Annotated in this window: 13 protein-coding genes; 8 read left to right on the top strand and 5 right to left on the bottom strand. The window is 66.7% G+C overall.

The window, feature by feature from the left end:
- The first annotated feature begins 35 nt into the window (after positions 1-35).
- From ACQR07_RS04800 to ACQR07_RS04790, 3 genes are all read left to right on the top strand, one after another.
- Positions 36-1,169, top strand: coding sequence for an MlaE family lipid ABC transporter permease subunit (locus ACQR07_RS04800; protein WP_434865140.1), 1,134 nt, complete (start codon positions 36-38; stop codon positions 1,167-1,169).
- Position 1,170: 1 nt separating this feature from the next.
- Positions 1,171-1,941: an ABC transporter ATP-binding protein gene (locus ACQR07_RS04795; protein WP_434901197.1), complete on the top strand. Its 771-nt coding sequence runs from the start codon at positions 1,171-1,173 to the stop codon at positions 1,939-1,941.
- A 155-nt stretch (positions 1,942-2,096) separates the two neighbouring features.
- The gene (locus tag ACQR07_RS04790) at positions 2,097-2,981 is read left to right on the top strand and encodes an MlaD family protein (RefSeq protein WP_434865045.1); all 885 of its coding nucleotides are present in this window, start codon (positions 2,097-2,099) and stop codon (positions 2,979-2,981) included.
- A gap of 320 nt (positions 2,982-3,301) precedes the next feature.
- Here the strand turns inward: ACQR07_RS04790 and ACQR07_RS04785 are convergent, their stop codons facing one another.
- Positions 3,302-8,920 (bottom strand): methyl-accepting chemotaxis protein, encoded by a 5,619-nt coding sequence (locus tag ACQR07_RS04785; protein ID WP_434901196.1) that lies wholly within the window; start codon positions 8,918-8,920, stop codon positions 3,302-3,304.
- 384 nt (positions 8,921-9,304) lie between these two features.
- On the opposite strand from ACQR07_RS04785, the gene ACQR07_RS04780 reads away from it, so the two are divergent.
- Complete coding sequence (locus ACQR07_RS04780) at positions 9,305-9,679, top strand: Hpt domain-containing protein (protein ID WP_434901195.1); 375 nt, start codon at positions 9,305-9,307, stop codon at positions 9,677-9,679.
- Positions 9,680-9,765: 86 nt separating this feature from the next.
- Positions 9,766-10,086 carry a 2Fe-2S iron-sulfur cluster-binding protein gene (locus ACQR07_RS04775; RefSeq protein WP_434901194.1) on the top strand — a complete coding sequence of 107 codons (321 nt, stop codon included), beginning with the start codon at positions 9,766-9,768 and terminating at the stop codon, positions 10,084-10,086.
- 53 nt (positions 10,087-10,139) lie between these two features.
- On the opposite strand, the gene ACQR07_RS04770 is transcribed toward ACQR07_RS04775, so the two are convergent.
- Entirely contained in the window at positions 10,140-10,607 is a 468-nt protein-coding gene (locus tag ACQR07_RS04770) for an acyl-CoA thioesterase (RefSeq protein WP_434901193.1), read from the bottom strand.
- 168 nt (positions 10,608-10,775) lie between these two features.
- On the opposite strand from ACQR07_RS04770, the gene ACQR07_RS04765 reads away from it, so the two are divergent.
- On the top strand, positions 10,776-11,804 hold the full coding sequence (locus ACQR07_RS04765; RefSeq protein ID WP_434901192.1) for an NAD(P)/FAD-dependent oxidoreductase: 1,029 nt from the start codon (positions 10,776-10,778) through the stop codon (positions 11,802-11,804).
- 171 nt (positions 11,805-11,975) lie between these two features.
- A complete protein-coding gene (locus tag ACQR07_RS04760) occupies positions 11,976-12,599 on the top strand; it encodes a DUF2147 domain-containing protein (RefSeq protein WP_434901747.1) in 624 nt (207 codons plus the stop codon).
- Between the two features lie 766 nt (positions 12,600-13,365).
- On the opposite strand, the gene ACQR07_RS04755 is transcribed toward ACQR07_RS04760, so the two are convergent.
- Both ACQR07_RS04755 and ACQR07_RS04750 read right to left on the bottom strand, forming a co-directional pair.
- On the bottom strand, positions 13,366-15,309 hold the full coding sequence (locus tag ACQR07_RS04755) for a hypothetical protein (RefSeq protein ID WP_434901191.1): 1,944 nt from the start codon (positions 15,307-15,309) through the stop codon (positions 13,366-13,368).
- Positions 15,310-15,402: 93 nt separating this feature from the next.
- Positions 15,403-16,494, bottom strand: a complete 1,092-nt coding sequence (locus tag ACQR07_RS04750) for a lysylphosphatidylglycerol synthase transmembrane domain-containing protein (protein WP_434901190.1) — start codon at positions 16,492-16,494, stop codon at positions 15,403-15,405.
- A 373-nt stretch (positions 16,495-16,867) separates the two neighbouring features.
- Here ACQR07_RS04750 and ACQR07_RS04745 point away from each other — a divergent pair, with 373 nt between their 5' ends.
- On the top strand, positions 16,868-17,374 hold the full coding sequence (locus ACQR07_RS04745) for a ferritin-like domain-containing protein (RefSeq protein ID WP_434865037.1): 507 nt from the start codon (positions 16,868-16,870) through the stop codon (positions 17,372-17,374).
- 198 nt (positions 17,375-17,572) lie between these two features.
- Here the strand turns inward: ACQR07_RS04745 and ACQR07_RS04740 are convergent, their stop codons facing one another.
- Positions 17,573-18,016: a hypothetical protein gene (locus ACQR07_RS04740; protein ID WP_434901189.1), complete on the bottom strand. Its 444-nt coding sequence runs from the start codon at positions 18,014-18,016 to the stop codon at positions 17,573-17,575.
- Positions 18,017-18,033 lie beyond the last annotated feature (17 nt).

Here is an 18,033-nt window from a genome sequence, read left to right as displayed (position 1 = left end):
AGGCGCGGATATCGGCAGCTTCGAGGGTGGTCGTCGTGACGGGCAGCCCTGATCTGCAGCGAAGCGGCGAGGGCAACGCGCTGTCGCTGCGTGCGACCGGCGCCTGGACGGCGCCGTTTGCGCCAGCGCTCGAGCGTCTCGTCGCCGAGGCCGAAAAGCTTGCCGGCAAGAAGGTCGACGTTCGTATCGACGTGTCGCAGGTCTCCAAGCTCGACACGTTCGGTGCCTGGCTGATCGAGCGGCTGCGCCGCAGCTTCACGACGGGAACCGTCGAGGCCCGGATCGACGGCCTGTCGGCGAACTACGCCAGTCTTGTCGACGAGGTCCGTCGCGTCAGCGCGGCGCCCGGCGGTGAGGCGACGACTGTCACCATCACCGGCATGCTCGGGCAGATCGGTCGCAGCGTCGCCGGTATCGTCGGCACCGTGGCCGCGTTGATCGACATGCTCGGCGCCGTGATCGTCGCCAGCGGCCGGGTGCTGATCCATCCGCGCAGCTTCCGCCTTACCTCGACCATCCATCACCTCGAGCAGGTGTGCTGGCGCGCAGTGCCGATCATCGTGCTGATCACCTTCCTGATCGGCTGCATCATCGCCCAGCAAGGCATCTTCCATTTCCGCCGCTTCGGCGCCGACATCTTCGTCGTCGACATGCTCGGCGTGCTGGTGCTGCGCGAGATTGGCGTGCTCCTGGTCGCGATCATGATCGCCGGCCGATCGGGCAGCGCCTACACGGCCGAGCTCGGTTCGATGAAGATGCGCGAGGAGATCGACGCGCTGCGCACGATGGGCTTCGATCCGATCGAGGTGCTGATCCTGCCGCGCATGCTGGCACTGGTGATCGCGCTGCCGATCCTGTCCTTCCTCGGCGACATCGCCGCGCTCTATGGCGGCGGTCTGGTGGCGTGGTTCTACGGCGGCGTCGATCCCGAGGCCTTCCTGCTGCGGCTGCGCGACGCGATCTCGATCGATCATTTCACCGTCGGCCTGCTCAAGGCACCGGTCATGGCCGCCGTGATCGGGATCGTTGCCTGCGTCGAGGGGCTGGCGGTGCAGGGCAGCGCGGAATCGCTCGGACGTCACACCACCTCGTCGGTCGTGAAGGGCATCTTCTTCGTGATCGTGATGGACGGCATCTTCGCGATCTTCTTCGCGGCGGTCGGGATGTGACATGACGGCAGAGATGTCCGACCCGATCATCCGCGTGCGCGACGTGACCGTCGAGTTCGGCAAGACCCGCGTGCTCGATGGCCTCGATCTCGACGTCAGACGCGGCGAGATCCTGGGCTTCGTCGGTCCGTCCGGCGCCGGCAAGTCGGTGCTGACGCGCACCATCATCGGCCTGGTGCCCAAGCTCGCCGGGCGCATCGAGGTGTTCGGCGTCGATCTCGATGCCGCGGATCGTGTTGGCCGTCGCGCCGTCGAGCGTCGTTGGGGCGTGCTGTTCCAGCAGGGTGCGTTGTTCTCTTCGCTGACGGTGCGGCAGAACATCCAGTTTCCGGTCCGCGAGTATCTGAAGGTCTCGCAGCGGCTGCTCGACGAGATCATGGTCGCGAAGCTGGTGATGGTCGGATTGCGGCCCGATGTTGCCGATCGTTTCCCGAGCGAGCTGTCCGGCGGCATGATCAAGCGCGTTGCGCTGGCACGCGCGCTCGCGCTCGATCCCGAGCTCGTGTTCCTGGATGAGCCGACCTCGGGGCTCGACCCGATCGGCGCCGGCGATTTCGACGAGCTGGTCCGGACCCTGCAGCGCACTTTGGGTCTGACGGTTTTCATGGTAACCCATGATCTCGACAGCCTGTACACGGCCTGCGACCGCATTGCGGTGCTCGGCAACGGCAAGATTATTGCTGCGGGATCGATGGCCGACATGCAGGCTTCGGAGCATCCATGGCTCCGGCAGTATTTCCACGGCAAGCGCGCACGCGCCGTGATGGGGTAGCTTGAGGCGCTCCAGAGACGAATTTTGTTGTGAGCGGGAGTGGGGACTCCTGCGACTAAGCTGATGGGGTGGGTGCCGCGGTCCGGCGCCAACCGAGAGCGCACGAGAGCGGCGGGTGGGATGTCCGCCGCGACGTGCCGGTACCGGAGTTGGTAATGGAAACGCGGGCGAATTACGTCCTGATCGGGTCGTTCACCTTGGCGGTGATCGCGGCGGCGATTGGCTTTGTCCTCTGGTTCCAGAGCCTGCACACGACCAAGCAGCGCACCCCGTTGCGGGTCGTGTTCGACGGGCCGGCGGCCGGTCTGCGCAACGGCGGCAGCGTGAATTTCAACGGTATCCGGGTCGGTGAGGTCATCTCGGTGAAGCTCGACAATCCGCGCCGAGTGGTGGCGCTGGCGATGGTCGAGAACAACGCACCGATCCGCAAGGACACGCTCGTCGGGCTCGAATTCCAGGGCCTCACCGGCGTCGCGGCAATCTCGCTGAAGGGCGGCGAGGAGGCCGCGCCGCCGCCGCCGCTCGACGAGGACGGCGTGCCGATGCTGCGCGCCGATCCGACCCGTTTGCAGGATGTGACCGAGGCGATCCGCGCCACCCTGCAGAACATCAACAAGGTCGTCGCCGACAACCAGGACGCCGTGAAGAACTCGATCAAAAACCTCGAGGTCTTCACCCAGTCGCTGGCGCGCAACTCCGAGCGCATCGACGGCGTGATGAGCCGCGTCGACGGCATCATGGGCAAGGCGGATACGCTGATGCTCGGCCTCAACACGCTGGCCGGCGGCAAGGATGGCGGCGAGCTGTTCCTGACCGTGAAGTCGATCCGCGAACTCGCCGACGACTTCGACAAGCGTTCCGGCGCGCTGATGGCCGACGGCCGGAGGACGCTGTCCGACATCAGCCGTGCCGTGAACAATTTCGACCGCAACCCGACCCGTGTCCTGTTCGGCGCCAGCAACTCGAGCGCCAGTCCGAGCAATGCCCAGGCCTCGCAGCCGACTCCCGCGCCGGCGCCAGCCGCCAGCGGCCGCCGGTGAGGGATTGGCGAGCACCGAATTGGGCGTAGCGAGTAGGGGACGCGCGCTCGTCTGCTGCACGCGACTGGCCCTGCGCTCAGCACCCTCGTCGGCTGGTGAGAGGCGAGTGAACGTGCGCATCCTGGGCGACGTGGGGCGCGGGAGCGCGTAGGCATCTCCAAGGCGGGCCAGATATCGTGCGGACGCCGGGCTGAAGCGCGCAAAACCGGAAGACGATTCATTGCACCCGCAAAAGCGAAACGGAGGCCTCGCGGCCTCCGTTTGCTTGTCGATCACAGGTTGGCTGCGCGCCATTCGCTACTCGCTATTCGCGCTCTCCATCACGCCAGCCGTCCGGCGGCGTGGGCGAGCAGGGTGTAGACGAGGCCGGTCTCGGAGGTCAGCTGATTGCGCAGCGCCTGCGGGTTGCGGTCGTCGCGGGCGACCTCGTCGAGCAGCCGCTCGAACTCGGTGATGTAGCGGTCGACCGTCTGCTTGAAGGTGCGGTCGGCGCGGTACTTGCGGGCGACCTCGTCGAACGCCTTCTGGCCGGCCGGCGTGTACAGGCGCTTGGAGAAGGCCTTGGTCTCGCCGCGCTGATAACGGTCCCACATCTCGGCCGCGAGATTGCGGTCCATCAGGCGGGCGATGTCGAGCGACAGCGACTCCAGCGGATTGCCCGGCTGCTGCGGCGCCGCTCCACGGCCACGTGCAGCCTGAGCCTGCCCGGCAGTGCTGTTATCGGCCCGGTTGAGCAGGTCGGACAGCCAGTTGTCGCTGCGCTGATCGGCGACCGGGCCCATCGGCGGTGCCTCGACCCGGCGCGGCTGCGGCGGAGGCGGTGCCGGCGGCTGCATGCCGAGATCCGGCGGCGGCAGATTGGTGACGCTGGTCGCGCTCGGCTCGCGCATGCGCATCTCGGGACGACCGCCGACGGCGGCGGCCACGACCGGCTCTTCCTGGCGGACGACCGCGGCCGGCGCCGCGACGGCGGCGGGACGGGCCGTGCTGACCACGTCCAGCCCGCGGCCGTGATGCGCGACGATGCGGTTCAGCTCTGCCAGCGCCTCGATCTGGTCGACGATGACCTTGCGCATCTGCGCGGTGCTCTCGGCGGCCTCCTGCGGCATCTCCAGCACGCCGCGGCGCAACTCGCCGCGGGTGGCTTCGAGCTCGCGGTGCATCTCGGCCGCCATCTGCTTCATGCTCGACACCAGCGCCGCGAACTTCTCCGCGGACTGCTTGAACATCGCGTCGGCTTCCTGCGTGCTCTGCTGGTAGATCTCCTGCATCGTCGAGGTGGTCAGGCGGCGCTCTTCCTCGGCATTGTTGCGGATGGCCTCGAACTGGCGGCTGATCGCGGTCGAGCCGGCGCCGGCGGTTTCGGCCACGACGCGGGCGATGTCGCGCGCGCGCTCCTCGGCAGCCGCGAGCGACTCGTCGAGCAGCGTCGTGAAGCGCGACAGGCGCTGGTCGAGATCCGCGGTACGCAGGTCGATCGTGGTGACCAGCGACTCCAGCGTGGTCTTGCGCTCGGAGACGGAGACCGTCGCATCGCGGTTGCTCTGCTCGACGATCGCTGCCGCCTCGATCAGGGCCTTGCCGTGGGCGTCGAACTGGCCCGACAGCGAGTTGAGGTCGTCCAGCGCCTTCGTCGTCTTCGCGTTGAAGACGCTGAGCTGGTCTTCCAGGGTCTGCGTCGCGGTGCCGTTGCGCGAGGTGACGTCGTTCATCGCCGTGACGAAATCGGCGACGCGGGTGACGAGGGCGCGCTCCAGCGAATTGAGGTTGTCGTGGGCGCCGGTCAGCACTTCCTGCAGCAGGATGTTGCCTTCACGCAGCCGCTCGAACAGGGCGACCGTGTCGGTGCGCAGGATCTTGCTGGTTTCCTGCATCTCGGTGACGGCCGCGACCGAGACCTGGCGCGACTGCTCGATCGCCGCGCGCGAGGCCTGCTCCAGCTCCTTCAGCGACTTGCTGATCGCATTGGTCGCGAGCTCGCCGGCCGAGGTGATGTTGCGCGCCACGTCCGAGCCGTTGCCGCTCACGGCCTGGGCGAACGACTGGCCGCGGACCTCGATCGACTTCAAGGCGTCCGAGGTGACGCGATCGACCTCGATGGTGAGCTGGTTGGTCTTCGACGTCAGGGTCTCGACCAGGGTGCCGCGCTTGCTGTCGAGGATCTGTGACAACCGCTCGGTCTGCTGCTGCACATAGGTCACGATCTCGTCGGTCTTGCCGGTCATCGCCGATCCGAACGAATTGCCGGCGGCGAGCACCGAGCGCTCGATCTCGGTCGAGGTCGACTTCACCCGGGTGGAGACCTCGTTGGAGGCCGCGACCAGCGCGCTCTGCGCGTTCAGCGCGCTGCTCTGGATCGCATCGGTGGTGTTGGCGGCGACGGTGTTGATCGAGCGCTCGATCTCCGACGAGATCGCCTTGAGCTGGCCGGCGGTGTCGGTGGAGGTCGCGGTCAGCAGGCTCTGCGCCTCGCGGGCGCCGCCGACGATGACCGCCACCGTCTCGGTCGTGGTCGAGGTCAGGATGGTCTGGGCCTCGCGGGCGCTGCCGACCAGCGACGCCGCGGTGTCGGCCGAGGTCGCGGTCAGCGACATCTGCGCCTGGCGTGCACTGTTGAGGATCGAGGTGGCCGTATCGGAGCCCACGGCCGCCAGGGTGCGCTCGACGTCGACGGCGAGTGACTTGACGTGCTCAGCCGCCTCCGTCGATGCCGAGATGAGCTTGGACTGCACGTCACGAGCGCTGTCGATGATCACGGTCGCGGTCGTGGTGCCGACCGCGGCGAGCGTGCGCTCGACGTCGATGGCCAGCGACTTGACGTGATCGGCCGCTTCGGTCGAGGCGGAGACGAGCTTGGACTGCACGTCGCGCGCGCTGTCGACGATGGTCGCTGCCGTGTTGGAGCCGACTGCGGCGAGCGTGCGCTCGACGTCGGCTGCCAGCGTCTTGACGTGGTTGGCCGCTTCCGAGGAGGCGCTGATCAGCGTCGTCTGCGCCTCGCGGGCGCCGGTGGTGATGGTCTCGGCCGTCGTGGTGCCGGCGATCGAGAGCGAGCGCTGCACGTCGACGGTCAGCATCTTGACCTGGCTGGCGGCCTCCTCGGAGGCCTCGAGCAGGGTGGCCTGCGCCTCGCGGGCACCGGAGGTGATGGATTCGGCCGTGGCGGTTCCAACGCTCGTCAGCGAGCGCTGCACGTCGGACGCGAGCGATTTGACGTGCTCGGCGGCGTCGGAGGAAGCCGACACCAGCGTGCTCTGGACCTCGCGCGCACCGGCCAGGATCGAGGCTGCGGTCGCCGAGCCTGCCGCGGTCAGCGTGCGCTCGACGTCCGCCGACAGCGACTTGACCTGGGTCGCGGTTTCGCCGGAGGCGGTCAGCAGCGTGGCCTGGGCCTCGCGTGCGCTCGACAGGATCGCATTGGCCGCGCTGCTGCTGGCGCCGGCGAGGGCGCGCTCGACCTCGGTCGAGGTCGTTCTCAGCTGCGAGCCGACGTCGGTCGAGACGTTCAGCAGCGCCTCCTGCGCCGTGCGGGCGCCGGTCTGAATGGTCTCGCTGGTGTTGACGACCAGGTTGGTAAGCGAGCGCTCGGCGTCCTCGACATGCGACTTGATGCTGGCGGACAGCAGCTCGGCGCGGGTCATCAGTTCGTCGCTGGCCTGGCGGCCGCTGCTCTCGATGCGGCCGGCCACGGCCTCGACGCGCGAGCCGAGCAGGTCCTCGAACTGCGACACGCGATGGTCGATCTCGGTGGCGATCGAGCCGACGCGCGTCTCGATGCCCTGGTGGATGTCCTGGAAGCGGGCGGTCACGGCCTCGGTCAGCTCGAAGCTGCGGCCGTCGATGATGTTCGACAGGCTGACGATGCGCTGATCGATCGCCTCCAGCGCCTTGTCGGTGCCTTCGGTGAGCGAGGACGTCAGGATGTTGAGGCGAGAGTCGATCGACTGGATCGCCTGCGCCGAGCCGTCGGTCAGCGAGGACGTCAGCACCGTCAGCCGCGAGTCGATGGCGTGCAGCACCTGGGCCGCGCCGTCTGTCAGCGAGTTCGACAGCGTACCGAGCCGGCCCTCGATGGTCGACGTGACCGAGGTCGCGCGGCCGTCGAAGTTCTCTTCCAGCGTCTTCAGGCGACCCTCGACGGTGTCGTCGAACGTCTTGATCTTCGAATCCAGAGAGGAGTCGAACGTGCTGATGCGCGTCTGCAGATTGGTCTCGAACTGATTGAGCCGCTGGTCGAGCGTCGCCGTGATCTCACCGCTGTTGGACGACAGCCGGGTGTCGAAATTGTCGACATAGGTCTTGAGATTGTCCGAGATCTCCTGGGTCCGCTGGCCCATGCGCTCGACGATCTCGCCGCCATAGGTCTTCACCGTGCGGTCGAACTCGGTGATATGGCGGGTGATCAGTGCGCCCAGGGTCGAGCTGTCGCGCGCGAAGCGCTCGGCGAGCTCGGTGCCCTGGTTCTTCACCAATTCGTCGAAGGCGCTGATCTGCAGCGAGAGCGTGTCGTGGGTGCTCTCGGTCTGGCTGACGACCTTGGCCACCAGCGTGTTGACGGTCGCATCCAGCGACTCGCTCGCCTTCTCGCCCGAGGTCACGATGTGACCGGAGAGGCGCTGGCTGGCCTCGTCGATCTTGGTGACGAGATCGCCGCCGCGCAGCTCGAGCTCGAGCAGCAGCGAGTCGCCGGAGGCCTTGAGCGAATCGTGGAACTGCTCGGTGCGCACCGAAATGCCGTCGACGATGCTTGACGTGCGCTGTTCGAACTCGCTGGTAATGCGGTCGATACGCTCGTTGAGCATCTCGTGGACGCGGTCCGACAGATCGGCGAACTCGTCGTGGACGTGGCCGGTCTTGAAATTGAGGCTGGTGGTCAGCCGCTCGGAGGCGTCGAGCACCGCGCGGGTGGTCTCGGCGCTGGCCTCTTCGAGCCGGTCCAGCAGGTCGCCGCCGCGCTCGCCGAGCGCGAGGATCATGTTGTCGCCGGCATTGCTGAGGGCGGCCGTGATGTGGGCGCCGCGCTCCTCGAGCGCGCCGGTGATGCTCTTGGCCACCTCGTCGACGCGCGAGGCGATTGCGTCCGAGATCAGCGCGATGTCGTGGCGCAGGTCGATCTGCACGCCGGAAATGGCGCTGCGGACCTGCTCGGCCTGGCCGACCAGGTTGTCGCGCTGGTGGGCGATGTCCTGGAGCAGGGCGCGGATGCGCACCTCGTTGTCGCTATAGGCGCGCTCGAGCGCTGCGACCTCGTTGGCGACGAGGGTTTCGAGCTCGCCGGCGCGCGCGATCGCACGCTCGACGCCGTCGCCCATGGCCGCGACCTCGCGGCGGATCGCCTGGCCGACGGTCACGATGGAATCGCTGGCGGCGTTCTCCGGATCGGAGAAGCGGATCGCGACCTGCGCCATCGACTGCGCGATCATGCGCAGCTCCTGGCCGCGCCAGGCGAGGCTGGCGAGGAAATAGAACAGCAGCACCGGCGCAAAGAACACCGCGGCGAGGCCGGCGAGCACCAGCACGCCGCCGCTCTGTCCGACCACGGCCTGCAGGGCCGGCAGGAAGCCGATCGTGATCAGCGCGCAGCCGACGATCCAGATGCCGGCGAAGGCCGTCGCCAGCGTATAGACGCCGCGGGACGGCCGTCCCTTCTGGATCGCCTGCAGGAGCTGGCCGATCGTCTCGCGGTCGTCATTGGCGGGACGGCGAACGGCAAGCGGAGGCGGATCGATGTCGTCGAGGCTGCCGCGATCGGCGCTCAAGCGGGGGTCGAACGACTCGTAGGCTGACGGGCCGGTCGGCATGACCGGCGGCACCCCGTCAGCGTGGACCGAGCCAGGTGGATCCTGGGGCACGGTCGAATCACTGATGTTCAAAGCCTCCTGAATGGCGGACAGCGCGACTTCAGTCGGGTCTTTGACCTTTTTGGGGGTGTTCGCCATGTTGAATCCGAGCCCTCGTCTTATTTCCGATCCGGCGAGCCGCGTACGAGTACCCTCTCGAAGCGCTCGAACCGAATGTCATCCTCCGCAGGCACCGGCGGTGGCAAATTCCGTCTGGTGGCCCACTCCATCCGGGGCTCATCCTATTGATTGTGCCTGTTGAAAGAAATGGCCGTGGTTAAGAGATTCTTAATCATCGTTAACAGCAGCCGTCGTTAACACACTAGAAGTTCTGCGAATTCCGGTTTCGGCCGCGATTGGGGCGGAGACGGGTCGGAATCACGGCAAACCTGCGGCAAATGGGGCGGTAACAAAGCATTAACCATTGCTGTGCTTGGCTCACCACACGGGCGCCCGCTGCGCCCACCGCACCGGATTGCCGTCATGATTCCCGACCTGGAACGGATCGAATGGATGCCCTCGCCGCCGCTGGTGCCCGATGACGGGCCGATCAGCCTGGATCTGCTGCGCCGCATGACGCTCGGCGATGCCGAGCTGGAGCGCGAGGTCCTCGGCATGTTCTCCAGCCAGGCCGTCCACCTGCTGGAACGGCTGCAGGTGATGCCCGAGGACGCGGCTTCGGTCGTCCATACCCTGAAGGGCTCGGCCCGCGCGATCGGGGCGCTGGATGTCGCCGACGCGGCCGAAGGGCTCGAGGCGGCGCTGCGCAACGGCGATCCGGCCGACGCCCTGGCCTGGCTCGGGACCGCCGTGGCGCAGGCGCGCGCGGCGATCGCGGACATGATCGGCGCGGCCTGACGGCACGGTGCCGGCGCCACTAGCGCGGAGCGGAGCGGTCCGTTATAGGACAGCCCGACCTCATTCCCTCCGCAGTACGAGCGCACATGGCCAAGATCACCTTTGTCGACCATACCGGCGAATCCCGAACCGTTGAGATCGAAAACGGCGCGACCGTGATGGAAGCGGCCATCCGCAACGCCATCCCCGGCATCGAGGCCGAGTGCGGCGGCGCCTGCGCCTGCGCGACCTGCCATGTCTATGTCGACGAAGCCTGGCGCGAGAAGGTTGGCCCGCCGACCCCGATGGAAGAGGACATGCTCGACTTCGGCTACGAGGTGCGGCCGAACTCGCGTCTGTCCTGCCAGATCAAGGTGTCCGACGAGCTCAACGGGCTCGTGGTCTCCACCCCCGAGCGCCAGGCCTGAGTGCGTTGCGCCGCGCCCGTCGCGGCACCGCTGCCGGATGATCGACAAAGCGCTCATGCAGAGGGCGGCGTGAGCGCTTTGCCGCGCCGGGCCCAGGGTATGAGCGCCGTGATCAGCTTCGGCGTCAGCGGCGCCGGCTTGCGCGTCAGCTCGTCGATCAGCACCATCACCGCGGTTGCCGAGGCCACGCAGCGGCCGTCCGAGAACACGACCTGCTCTGACGTCACCGACGTCCGCCCCAGCTTGACGACCCCCAGGCCCAGCTCTATTCCGCCCGGCCAGCGCAGCTCGGCGCGAAAGTGCATGTCGAGCCGCACCATGATCCAGGCCAGCCCTTCCTGCGTCAGGCCATGGCGCGGATCCTTCATCAGCGTCACCCGTCCGGTCTCGAAATACGTCGCATAGACCGCATTGTTGACGTGCTGGTTCGGATCGAGGTCGCCAAAGCGCACATTGTCCGTGAGGCGGTAGGGGAAGTCCTCCAGAACGGGGCTCTGGTCGTGGCGGGCCGTCTCTGTCACCGATTGATCTCCATCATTTCATCTCCTCTTCAAACCTCGCTAGACCTGCCGCTGCAAGCCGGGCGAGGGCGGCTTTTGTGCCTTCCCTGCGGCCGCCCCGTTGGCTACAAATTCGGAACCGCCATCTGCCGCCTTTTTCCGAGCGGCGCCTCCAACGAGAAGAGCGACATGAGCGAAGCGATCAAGACCGATGTGCTGATTATTGGCGCGGGCCCGTGCGGACTGTTTGCCGTGTTTGAACTGGGGCTGCTCGACATCAAGGCGCATCTGATCGACATCCTCGACAAGGTCGGCGGGCAGTGCGCCGAGCTCTATCCGGAGAAGCCGATCTACGACATTCCCGGCGTGCCGATGGTCACGGGGCAGGGCCTCACCGACCAGCTGATGGAGCAGATCAAGCCGTTCAGCCCGACCTTCCATCTCGGTGAGATGGTCGAGAAGGTGGAGAAGATCGGCGACCCCGGTTTCCGCGTGACCACGGATGCCGGCAAGGTGTTCGAGTGCAAGGTCGTGGTGATCGCCGCCGGCGGCGGTTCGTTCCAGCCGAAGCGTCCGCCGGTGCCGGGCATCGAGGCCTATGAGGGCACCTCGGTGTTCTATGCCGTGCGCAAGATGGAGCAGTTCCGCGACAAGCATGTCGTCATTGTCGGGGGCGGCGATTCCGCGCTCGACTGGACGCTCAATCTGCATCCGCTGGCGAAGCGCATCACGCTGATCCACCGCCGCGACGACTTCCGCGCCGCGCCGCATAGCGTCGAGCAGATGCGCGCGCTTGTCGCAGGCGGCAAAATGGACCTGCGCATCGGCCAAGTCACTGCGCTCGAAGGCGCCAATGGCCAACTCTCCGCAGCGACCATCAAGGGCGGTGACAACGCTGTTGAGACCATCCCCTGCGAGATGATGCTGCCGTTCTTCGGGTTGACGATGAAGCTCGGCCCGGTCGCAGAGTGGGGCCTCGCGCTCGAGCACAATCTCATTCCGGTCGAGACCTCGGCATTCGAGACCTCGGTGCCCGGCATCTTCGCGATCGGCGACATCAATACCTATCCGGGCAAGATCAAGCTGATTTTGTGCGGCTTCCACGAGGGTGCGCTGATGGCGCAGAAGGCGCACCGCTACGTCTATCCGGAGAAGCGGCTGGTGTTCCAGTACACGACCTCGTCGTCGAGCCTGCAGAAGAAGCTCGGCGTGAACTAATTGCTTCGCGGCGGGGAACCCGAGATCGTCCAGCCAACTCAAATGTGAAGAAATGTTTCCTGCGCGCGCCGGTTTCACCGGCGCGCGAGACCTGTTATGGGCTGGAACGGTCTTCGAAACCGCCGTACTGTGCGGCCTTTCGATTTGTGGATTGGTCAAGGTGAGACGATGATGCGCAATGCGTTTCTTCCCCGGCTTCGGCTGATGTCTGGTGCGACGACGCTCGCGATCGGCGCGCTCGTCGTTGCCGGCGCGCTGCTGACGCGGCCTGCGCTCGCGGCGGAGCCGACCGCGGCCGGGCTGTGGCAGAAGGTCGAGGACGGCAGGCCGGTCGGCTGGTTTCTCTTCATCGATCATGATGGCGTGTTCGAGGGCGTGATCGCCAAGACGTTTCCGCGTCCGACCGACAATCCGAACGAGGTCTGCTCGAAGTGCACCGACGATCGCAAGAATGCGCCGGTGCTCGGCATCTCCTTCGTGCGCGACATGAAGCGCGAGGGCCTGAAATACGAAGGCGGCAACGTGCTCAATCCGCGCGACGGCAACATCTGGAAGGCCAACATGAAGGTCAGTCCGGACGGTCAGTCGCTCACGCTGCGCGGCTATCTCGGCTTCTCGCTGCTCGGCAAGGACGAGACCTGGACGCGTCTGCCGGATACCAGCATGGCGGAGATCGATCCGGCGATCCTCGCCAAATATCTGCCGCCGCCGGCACCGGTCCCGGCGACAGGACGTCCCGCGCCCAAGCAGGCTCCGCCGCCAATGATGAAGAAGCCGCCGCCGGCGGTGAAGTAGTCGCCGGCGTTGACGTCGTCGCCGACGCCCTGACGATACGTTCTCATTGTCATCGACATGATGTCGCGATCTCGCGGCGCATGGCGTCCGAGCTGTGCAGGACTCGCCCCCTCTGAAAGTGAGAGGGCGCAGGGAATGCCGGGTGAGAGCCTCACCCATGGCCCGCCTGCGAAAAAAATGCAGGCGGCAGGAACCACAGGCAAAGCCGGTCAACCGGCATTCCCTGCGCGATGTTTGACGGCTTATACGTCCTCTCCCCGGGGACCGGCTGTCTTGCCCCCGTCACCCGCGCAACGCCAAAGCGTTGTCGCGAGCTTGGCATCAGCGTCGGGATGCCAGGACCGTGACGACTTCACCGTGCGCCCCGGTCGTTCGTCTGCATGATCAGATCACGCTGCGACCGATGGCGCCCATCGCTCCCCGCACTCCACGCTCGTGACGACCGCGAACCGCCCCTCTCATGAGCACGGGATGGCCCAAGAGAGCATGATTTCGGTAAAAAAGAAAGAGATAATTTCGTCTGGCTTGGCTGGACGGTGCGTTCGGCCTGATGTGGTTGACGAATTTCGTCTTTGCCGAATGGCGTCCCGGTGCCCCCGACACCCTGCGCGATTGCGTTGACCGACGCCCGACGGGCGACTCGGTCCGCGGCCGAGGAGGACCATGGCTCACGAACCGGGCCATGACGACGTGGAGAGACGCGCGCGCAGAGCTCCGATCGGAGATGCTCAGCGCCGCGGGCGGAGGGGACGCTGCGGTGACGCGGCTACTCCAGGCCCCCGTTCGACGGCAGCGGCTGGCTGGTGACGTTGCCTTCAACCGCGTCGAGGCTGAGCACCTGCGCGGCGGCCGGAAAGGCCGCATCGGCCATCGCGGCGTGGCCTTCCGCGGTCGGGTGCACGGCGCCGCCATAGACCGCCGACAGCACGCCCCAGCCTGCGTCGTGAATGTCGGCCGGCTGCATCGCTGCTGGGAGGCCTTGCGGATAGGTCATCGCCGAGAAGTAGCTGTCGTTGGCGTCGCGGATCCAGCGGGCGCGCGGCAGATAGGGGCGATATTCGCTGGCGCCGCGGCCGCACAGCAGCGGCTCGTTGGCGGCGGAGACGATGTTCGGATCGAAGCTCTTGCCGTCCGCGGCGAAGCACTCGCGGTCGAACGCCGGATCCTGCGCGGAGCGGGCGCAGAAGCCGTGCTGCGCGAACGCCGGTTGGTGTGCATCGACGAAGCTCATGCGCTCGGTGCGGGGGTCACGGCACAGCACGCCTGCGGTGCATTGTGCGAGCCCGCGCAGCGACGGCAGAAACTCGTTCTCGACGAAGCCCGCGACATTGGCGAGCCGCTGCGGATTGGCCGTGAAGGAGGGGTGCACCTCGAAGCCGGCCGGACCGCCGGGGCAGGGCGTGCCCGGGCCGCTCAGCGCCGGGTTGCCATAGGAGGTGTAAATCACGCGCGCGAGGTCGCCGACCAGCGGCTTGAGCGCCTCGCGCAGCTTGACGAAGCCTTGCGGCAGGTCGCGCGCCAGCTCGCTGCGCGACTCCTCGACCGAGCCGATCACGCCGGAGCGCTTGAACAGCGTGCGCTCGGTCGGCGTGTCGACGATGACGTCGGCGACCAGGCCGGAGAAGTTGATGTCGTTGGCGCCGATCGAGAGCAGCACCAGGTCGAGCCGGCGATCCGGCTGACGGCGCTTCGCGGCCGTCAGCGCCTCGCGCAGCTCGCCGAGCTGGCCGTTGACGCCACCGGCGCAGGTCGCGATCGAGCGCCCTGGCGTGCATTCGCGGGCACGCTGGCTGCCGAACAGGCCGTCTGCAATGGTCGCCCCGGTGCAGGCGAGCGGCAGATAGGTGACCGCCACGTGCGGATAGCGCACGGCCAGCGCCAGCGCGGTGCGGGTCTGATAGCTGTAGAGCGAGCGATGGCAGGCCGCGTTCATCCAGACGGCGCTGTGCTTCTGCCAGTTCTGCAGCGTGTCCGGCGCCTCGCAGGCGCGGCCGCCCTTGAAGCCGGCGCGGCTCGGCCGGTAATATTGTCCGGAGGCGCCGCCGAGATAGGAGCGGAAGCAGAAGCCGTCGTCTGACAGCGCGACGGGGCGGTCGGGGTTGCCTTCGCCCGCGGCGATGCTGTCGCCGAGACCCGCGATGAAGACGTCACGGACCTGGATGCCGGTCGACGCACGCTGGGTGCCTTCGGCGCTGGTGACGTCGACGGTGGCCGCGGTCTGGCGCCCGTAGCGGACGCGTAGATTGACCGGCTCGGCACAGTCGAAGGTCGAGGTCTGCGGCCCGTCGCCATCGTCGAACGACCAGGCGCAGGTGGCGCCCACCGGCACCGGCCCGGTCAGGCGCACGGAGACCGGATGATCGATCGGCGTCAGATAGCTTTCCTTGACGTTGTCGCGGGTGCACGGCTCGTTGACGCGGCCTGTGAGGTCGATGCACAGCCGGTTGACGATGTTGCGCGCCCAGCCGCGGCCGTCGCTCTGGATTGCGAGAGCCTGCTCGGCGGCGAGGATGGAGCGGTCGCGCGTGGTCTCGGCATGCAGCAGGAAGTCGCGCTCCTCGCGGAACAGCCGGAAGCGGTTGCGCACCTCCCAGGTGATCTGCAGCTGCGAAGCGCCGAGCTGCGCGACCGATGGGCGGGTGGCGAGAGGGGCGAGCAGGCCGGCCAGTACGCAGGCGGCAAGCATCGGACGAAGGGACATTCGGGTCATACGTCAGGATTCACGTCAGCCATGGGGCGGAAATAAGAGTGCAGCGCGGAAGGTCAACCGCGCCACTGCAAACTCTCGTGCAAGGCCTACGGATCAACCCTGCGAGTGTCGCTTGATCCGCTGCGGGACGGCTGCGGGCGCGCTCGCCGCGGCGCGCTTGGCGGCGATCTCGTCGGAGATCGCCGTCTGCAGCCGGCGCCGCTCCTGCCACGGCTTGACGACGCTGAGCCAGATTTCCCTGGTTCCCATGATCGAGATCGCAATGGCGAACGGGATAACGAAATACAGTACGCGGAACACCAGCAGGGTGGCGAGCAGCTGCTCGCGGCCGAACTGCGGCAGCGCCACCAGCATGGCGGCGTCGAACACGCCGAGGCTGCCCGGCGCGTGACTGGCGAAGCCGAGCAGGGTGGCGAGGATGAACACCACCGACAGCGACAAAAAGTCGATCGGCGGATTCGACGGCACCAGCAGGTACATTGCTAGCGCACAGAAGCCGAGATCGACGACGCCGATCAGGATCTGCACCAGCGTGAGCTGGGCCGAGGGCAGAACCACCTTCCAGCCGTTCTGGCCGAGCTGGCGCCGGTTCTTGCCGGCGGTCAGCCAACCGAGATAGGCGAAGATCGCCCCGAGGATGCCGATCGCGATCAGCTGATTGATCGCCGGAGGCAGCTGGTCCATCGACGACGCCGCGGCCGGATGCAAGGTCATGCCGATGCCGAGCACGAACAGGTTGCCGAGCCAGAAAGTCAGTCCCGACAGGAAGCAGATCTTGGCGACGTCGATCGCGGACAGGCCGTAGTCCGAATAGATCCGGAACCGGATCGCACCGCCGGTGAACACCGTGGCGCCGACGTTGTGGCCGATTGAATAGCTGGTGAAGGCGCTCATCGCGGCGATGCGATAGGGCACGTGTTTCTTGCCAATCGTTCGCAGCGCAAAATAGTCGTAGAACGTCAGCGTGCAGAACGCGCCGACCACACACAAGGCCGCGAGCGCAATGTGACCGGGGGGAATCTCGGTCAGCGCGGTCAGGATGACGCCGGCGTCGACGCCCTTGAGCGTGCGCACGAGCGTGGTGATCGCGAAGGCGATGATCGCAAGGCTCGCTGCAATCCCCAGCCGCTTCCAGCCGATCCATTTCTTGAAGCCACGCGACAGCGTGGTCAGCAGGCCTTGCATTCATCCTCCCGGCGGGGCGGCACTAAATCTTTGAAGAAGGGCGAAACCATTGAACGATGTGGGCGGGCAATCCTTGATAGCCTGTTCCTTAAGCTAAAACGCGCGCTTTGTGCAGTCCTTGACACAACGCAGCTCCGACTTCGCTTTGCGGGTCTGTCACACGCCAGTCACATGGCCAGGGGAATGCGGCCGCCTTGGTTTGGTCCCAATGGTTACCTGAACGGTTCGATCTGCACAGGCCGGGTTCCGGCCGGTGCGTCCAATGGTGCCGGAACAACCTCCGTATCAGCCGGTTAGCCGCCCGAGGGGCAAGCGAACATGGTCACGGTCGGTCGGGCGGGTGCCGTGTTCCGAACCAGAGGACGTCAGGCAAATGGGACTGTTCACCAAGGACATCAAGACGATGAACGATCTGTTCGTTCATCAGCTGCAGGACATCTATTACGCCGAGAACCAGCTCGTCAAAGCGCTGCCGAAAATGGCCGACAAGGCGACCGATCAGCAGCTGAAGCAGGGCTTTCTCACCCATCTCGAGGAAACCCGCACGCATGTGAAGCGGCTGGAGCAGGTGTTCGAAATGCACGGCATCGCGCCGAAGGCGGTCGATTGCCCGGCGATCGACGGCATCATCGAGGAGGCCGAGGAGGTCGCCGGCGAAGTCGCCGACAAGACCGTGCTGGATGCCGCGCTGATCAATGCCGGCCAGGCCGCCGAGCATTACGAGATCACCCGCTACGGCAGCCTCGTCGCCTGGGCCAAGCAGCTCGGCCGCAGCGACTGCGCCGCGGTGCTGCAGAAGACGCTCGACGAGGAAAAGGCGACCGACATGAAGCTGACCAAGCTCGCCGAGACCAGCGTCAATCTGCGCGCGGCCTCCTGACGTCGGCAGCCATGAGACAAAACGCCGCGCCCCGCGCGGCGTTTTGCTTGGGGAGAGCAGGAGCGAGGCCCGGGGACGCGCGCTCGCCCACCCCATACTTCGATCGATATCGCAGCATCCCTGTTGCGCAACGAGATGCTCACAGTGGCGGGCGCGACCCGCTGGAACGGATCCGGAGGCGGCGCATGCCGGCCGCGGTCAGGTCTTGCGGAGCGCGAAATTGGCGCCGCAGAACGCCATGAGGGCGCCGAGGCACAGCGCGGCGAGGCCGGCCAGGACGCCGGACGCTGAGGGCCCCGGGCTCGGGCCCGAGATCGCCTGGCCGATGCCCGCCAGCATCAGCACGCCGACGATGACCAGGAAGTTGCGCATGCGCTGCGGGAGCTCGCCGGACACCGCGCTGTGCATGATGTTGGCGATGAAATAACCGGAGGAGAAGCCGACGGTCGCGATCAGCCACCACGCGATCGCCGAGCCCGCCGGCATGAAGGCGCCTTCCGCTGGCCCTTGGCTCTGCCACAGCCCGCCGAGATCGAGCCCGTAGCGGGCGCCGAGCATGTGCACGGCGAGTGCCAGCAGCACGCCGGCGGCCATGGCGCCGGCCAGGATCAGGCGTCGCGGAAAATAGATCGTTTCGCTCATTCTCCGTTTGTAGGATA

This window comes from Bradyrhizobium sp. HKCCYLS20291 (assembly GCF_051167715.1).
Lineage (GTDB): Bacteria > Pseudomonadota > Alphaproteobacteria > Rhizobiales > Xanthobacteraceae > Bradyrhizobium.
Note: the sequence above shows the minus strand (reverse complement) of the source record. Positions and strands in the feature narration are given on the sequence as shown.

Bases quoted from the DNA above. Each gene is read 5' to 3' on its own strand.
- ACQR07_RS04795 (WP_434901197.1), top strand. From the start codon at position 1,171: ATGACGGCAGAGATGTCCGACCCGATCATCCGCGTGCGCGACGTGACC.
- ACQR07_RS04790 (WP_434865045.1), top strand. From the start codon at position 2,097: ATGGAAACGCGGGCGAATTACGTCCTGATCGGGTCGTTCACCTTGGCG.
- ACQR07_RS04785 (WP_434901196.1), bottom strand. From the start codon at position 8,920: ATGGCGAACACCCCCAAAAAGGTCAAAGACCCGACTGAAGTCGCGCTG.
- ACQR07_RS04780 (WP_434901195.1), top strand. From the start codon at position 9,305: ATGATTCCCGACCTGGAACGGATCGAATGGATGCCCTCGCCGCCGCTG.
- ACQR07_RS04775 (WP_434901194.1), top strand. From the start codon at position 9,766: ATGGCCAAGATCACCTTTGTCGACCATACCGGCGAATCCCGAACCGTT.
- ACQR07_RS04765 (WP_434901192.1), top strand. From the start codon at position 10,776: ATGAGCGAAGCGATCAAGACCGATGTGCTGATTATTGGCGCGGGCCCG.
- ACQR07_RS04760 (WP_434901747.1), top strand. From the start codon at position 11,976: ATGCGCAATGCGTTTCTTCCCCGGCTTCGGCTGATGTCTGGTGCGACG.
- ACQR07_RS04755 (WP_434901191.1), bottom strand. From the start codon at position 15,309: ATGACCCGAATGTCCCTTCGTCCGATGCTTGCCGCCTGCGTACTGGCC.
- ACQR07_RS04750 (WP_434901190.1), bottom strand. From the start codon at position 16,494: ATGCAAGGCCTGCTGACCACGCTGTCGCGTGGCTTCAAGAAATGGATC.
- ACQR07_RS04745 (WP_434865037.1), top strand. From the start codon at position 16,868: ATGGGACTGTTCACCAAGGACATCAAGACGATGAACGATCTGTTCGTT.
- ACQR07_RS04740 (WP_434901189.1), bottom strand. From the start codon at position 18,016: ATGAGCGAAACGATCTATTTTCCGCGACGCCTGATCCTGGCCGGCGCC.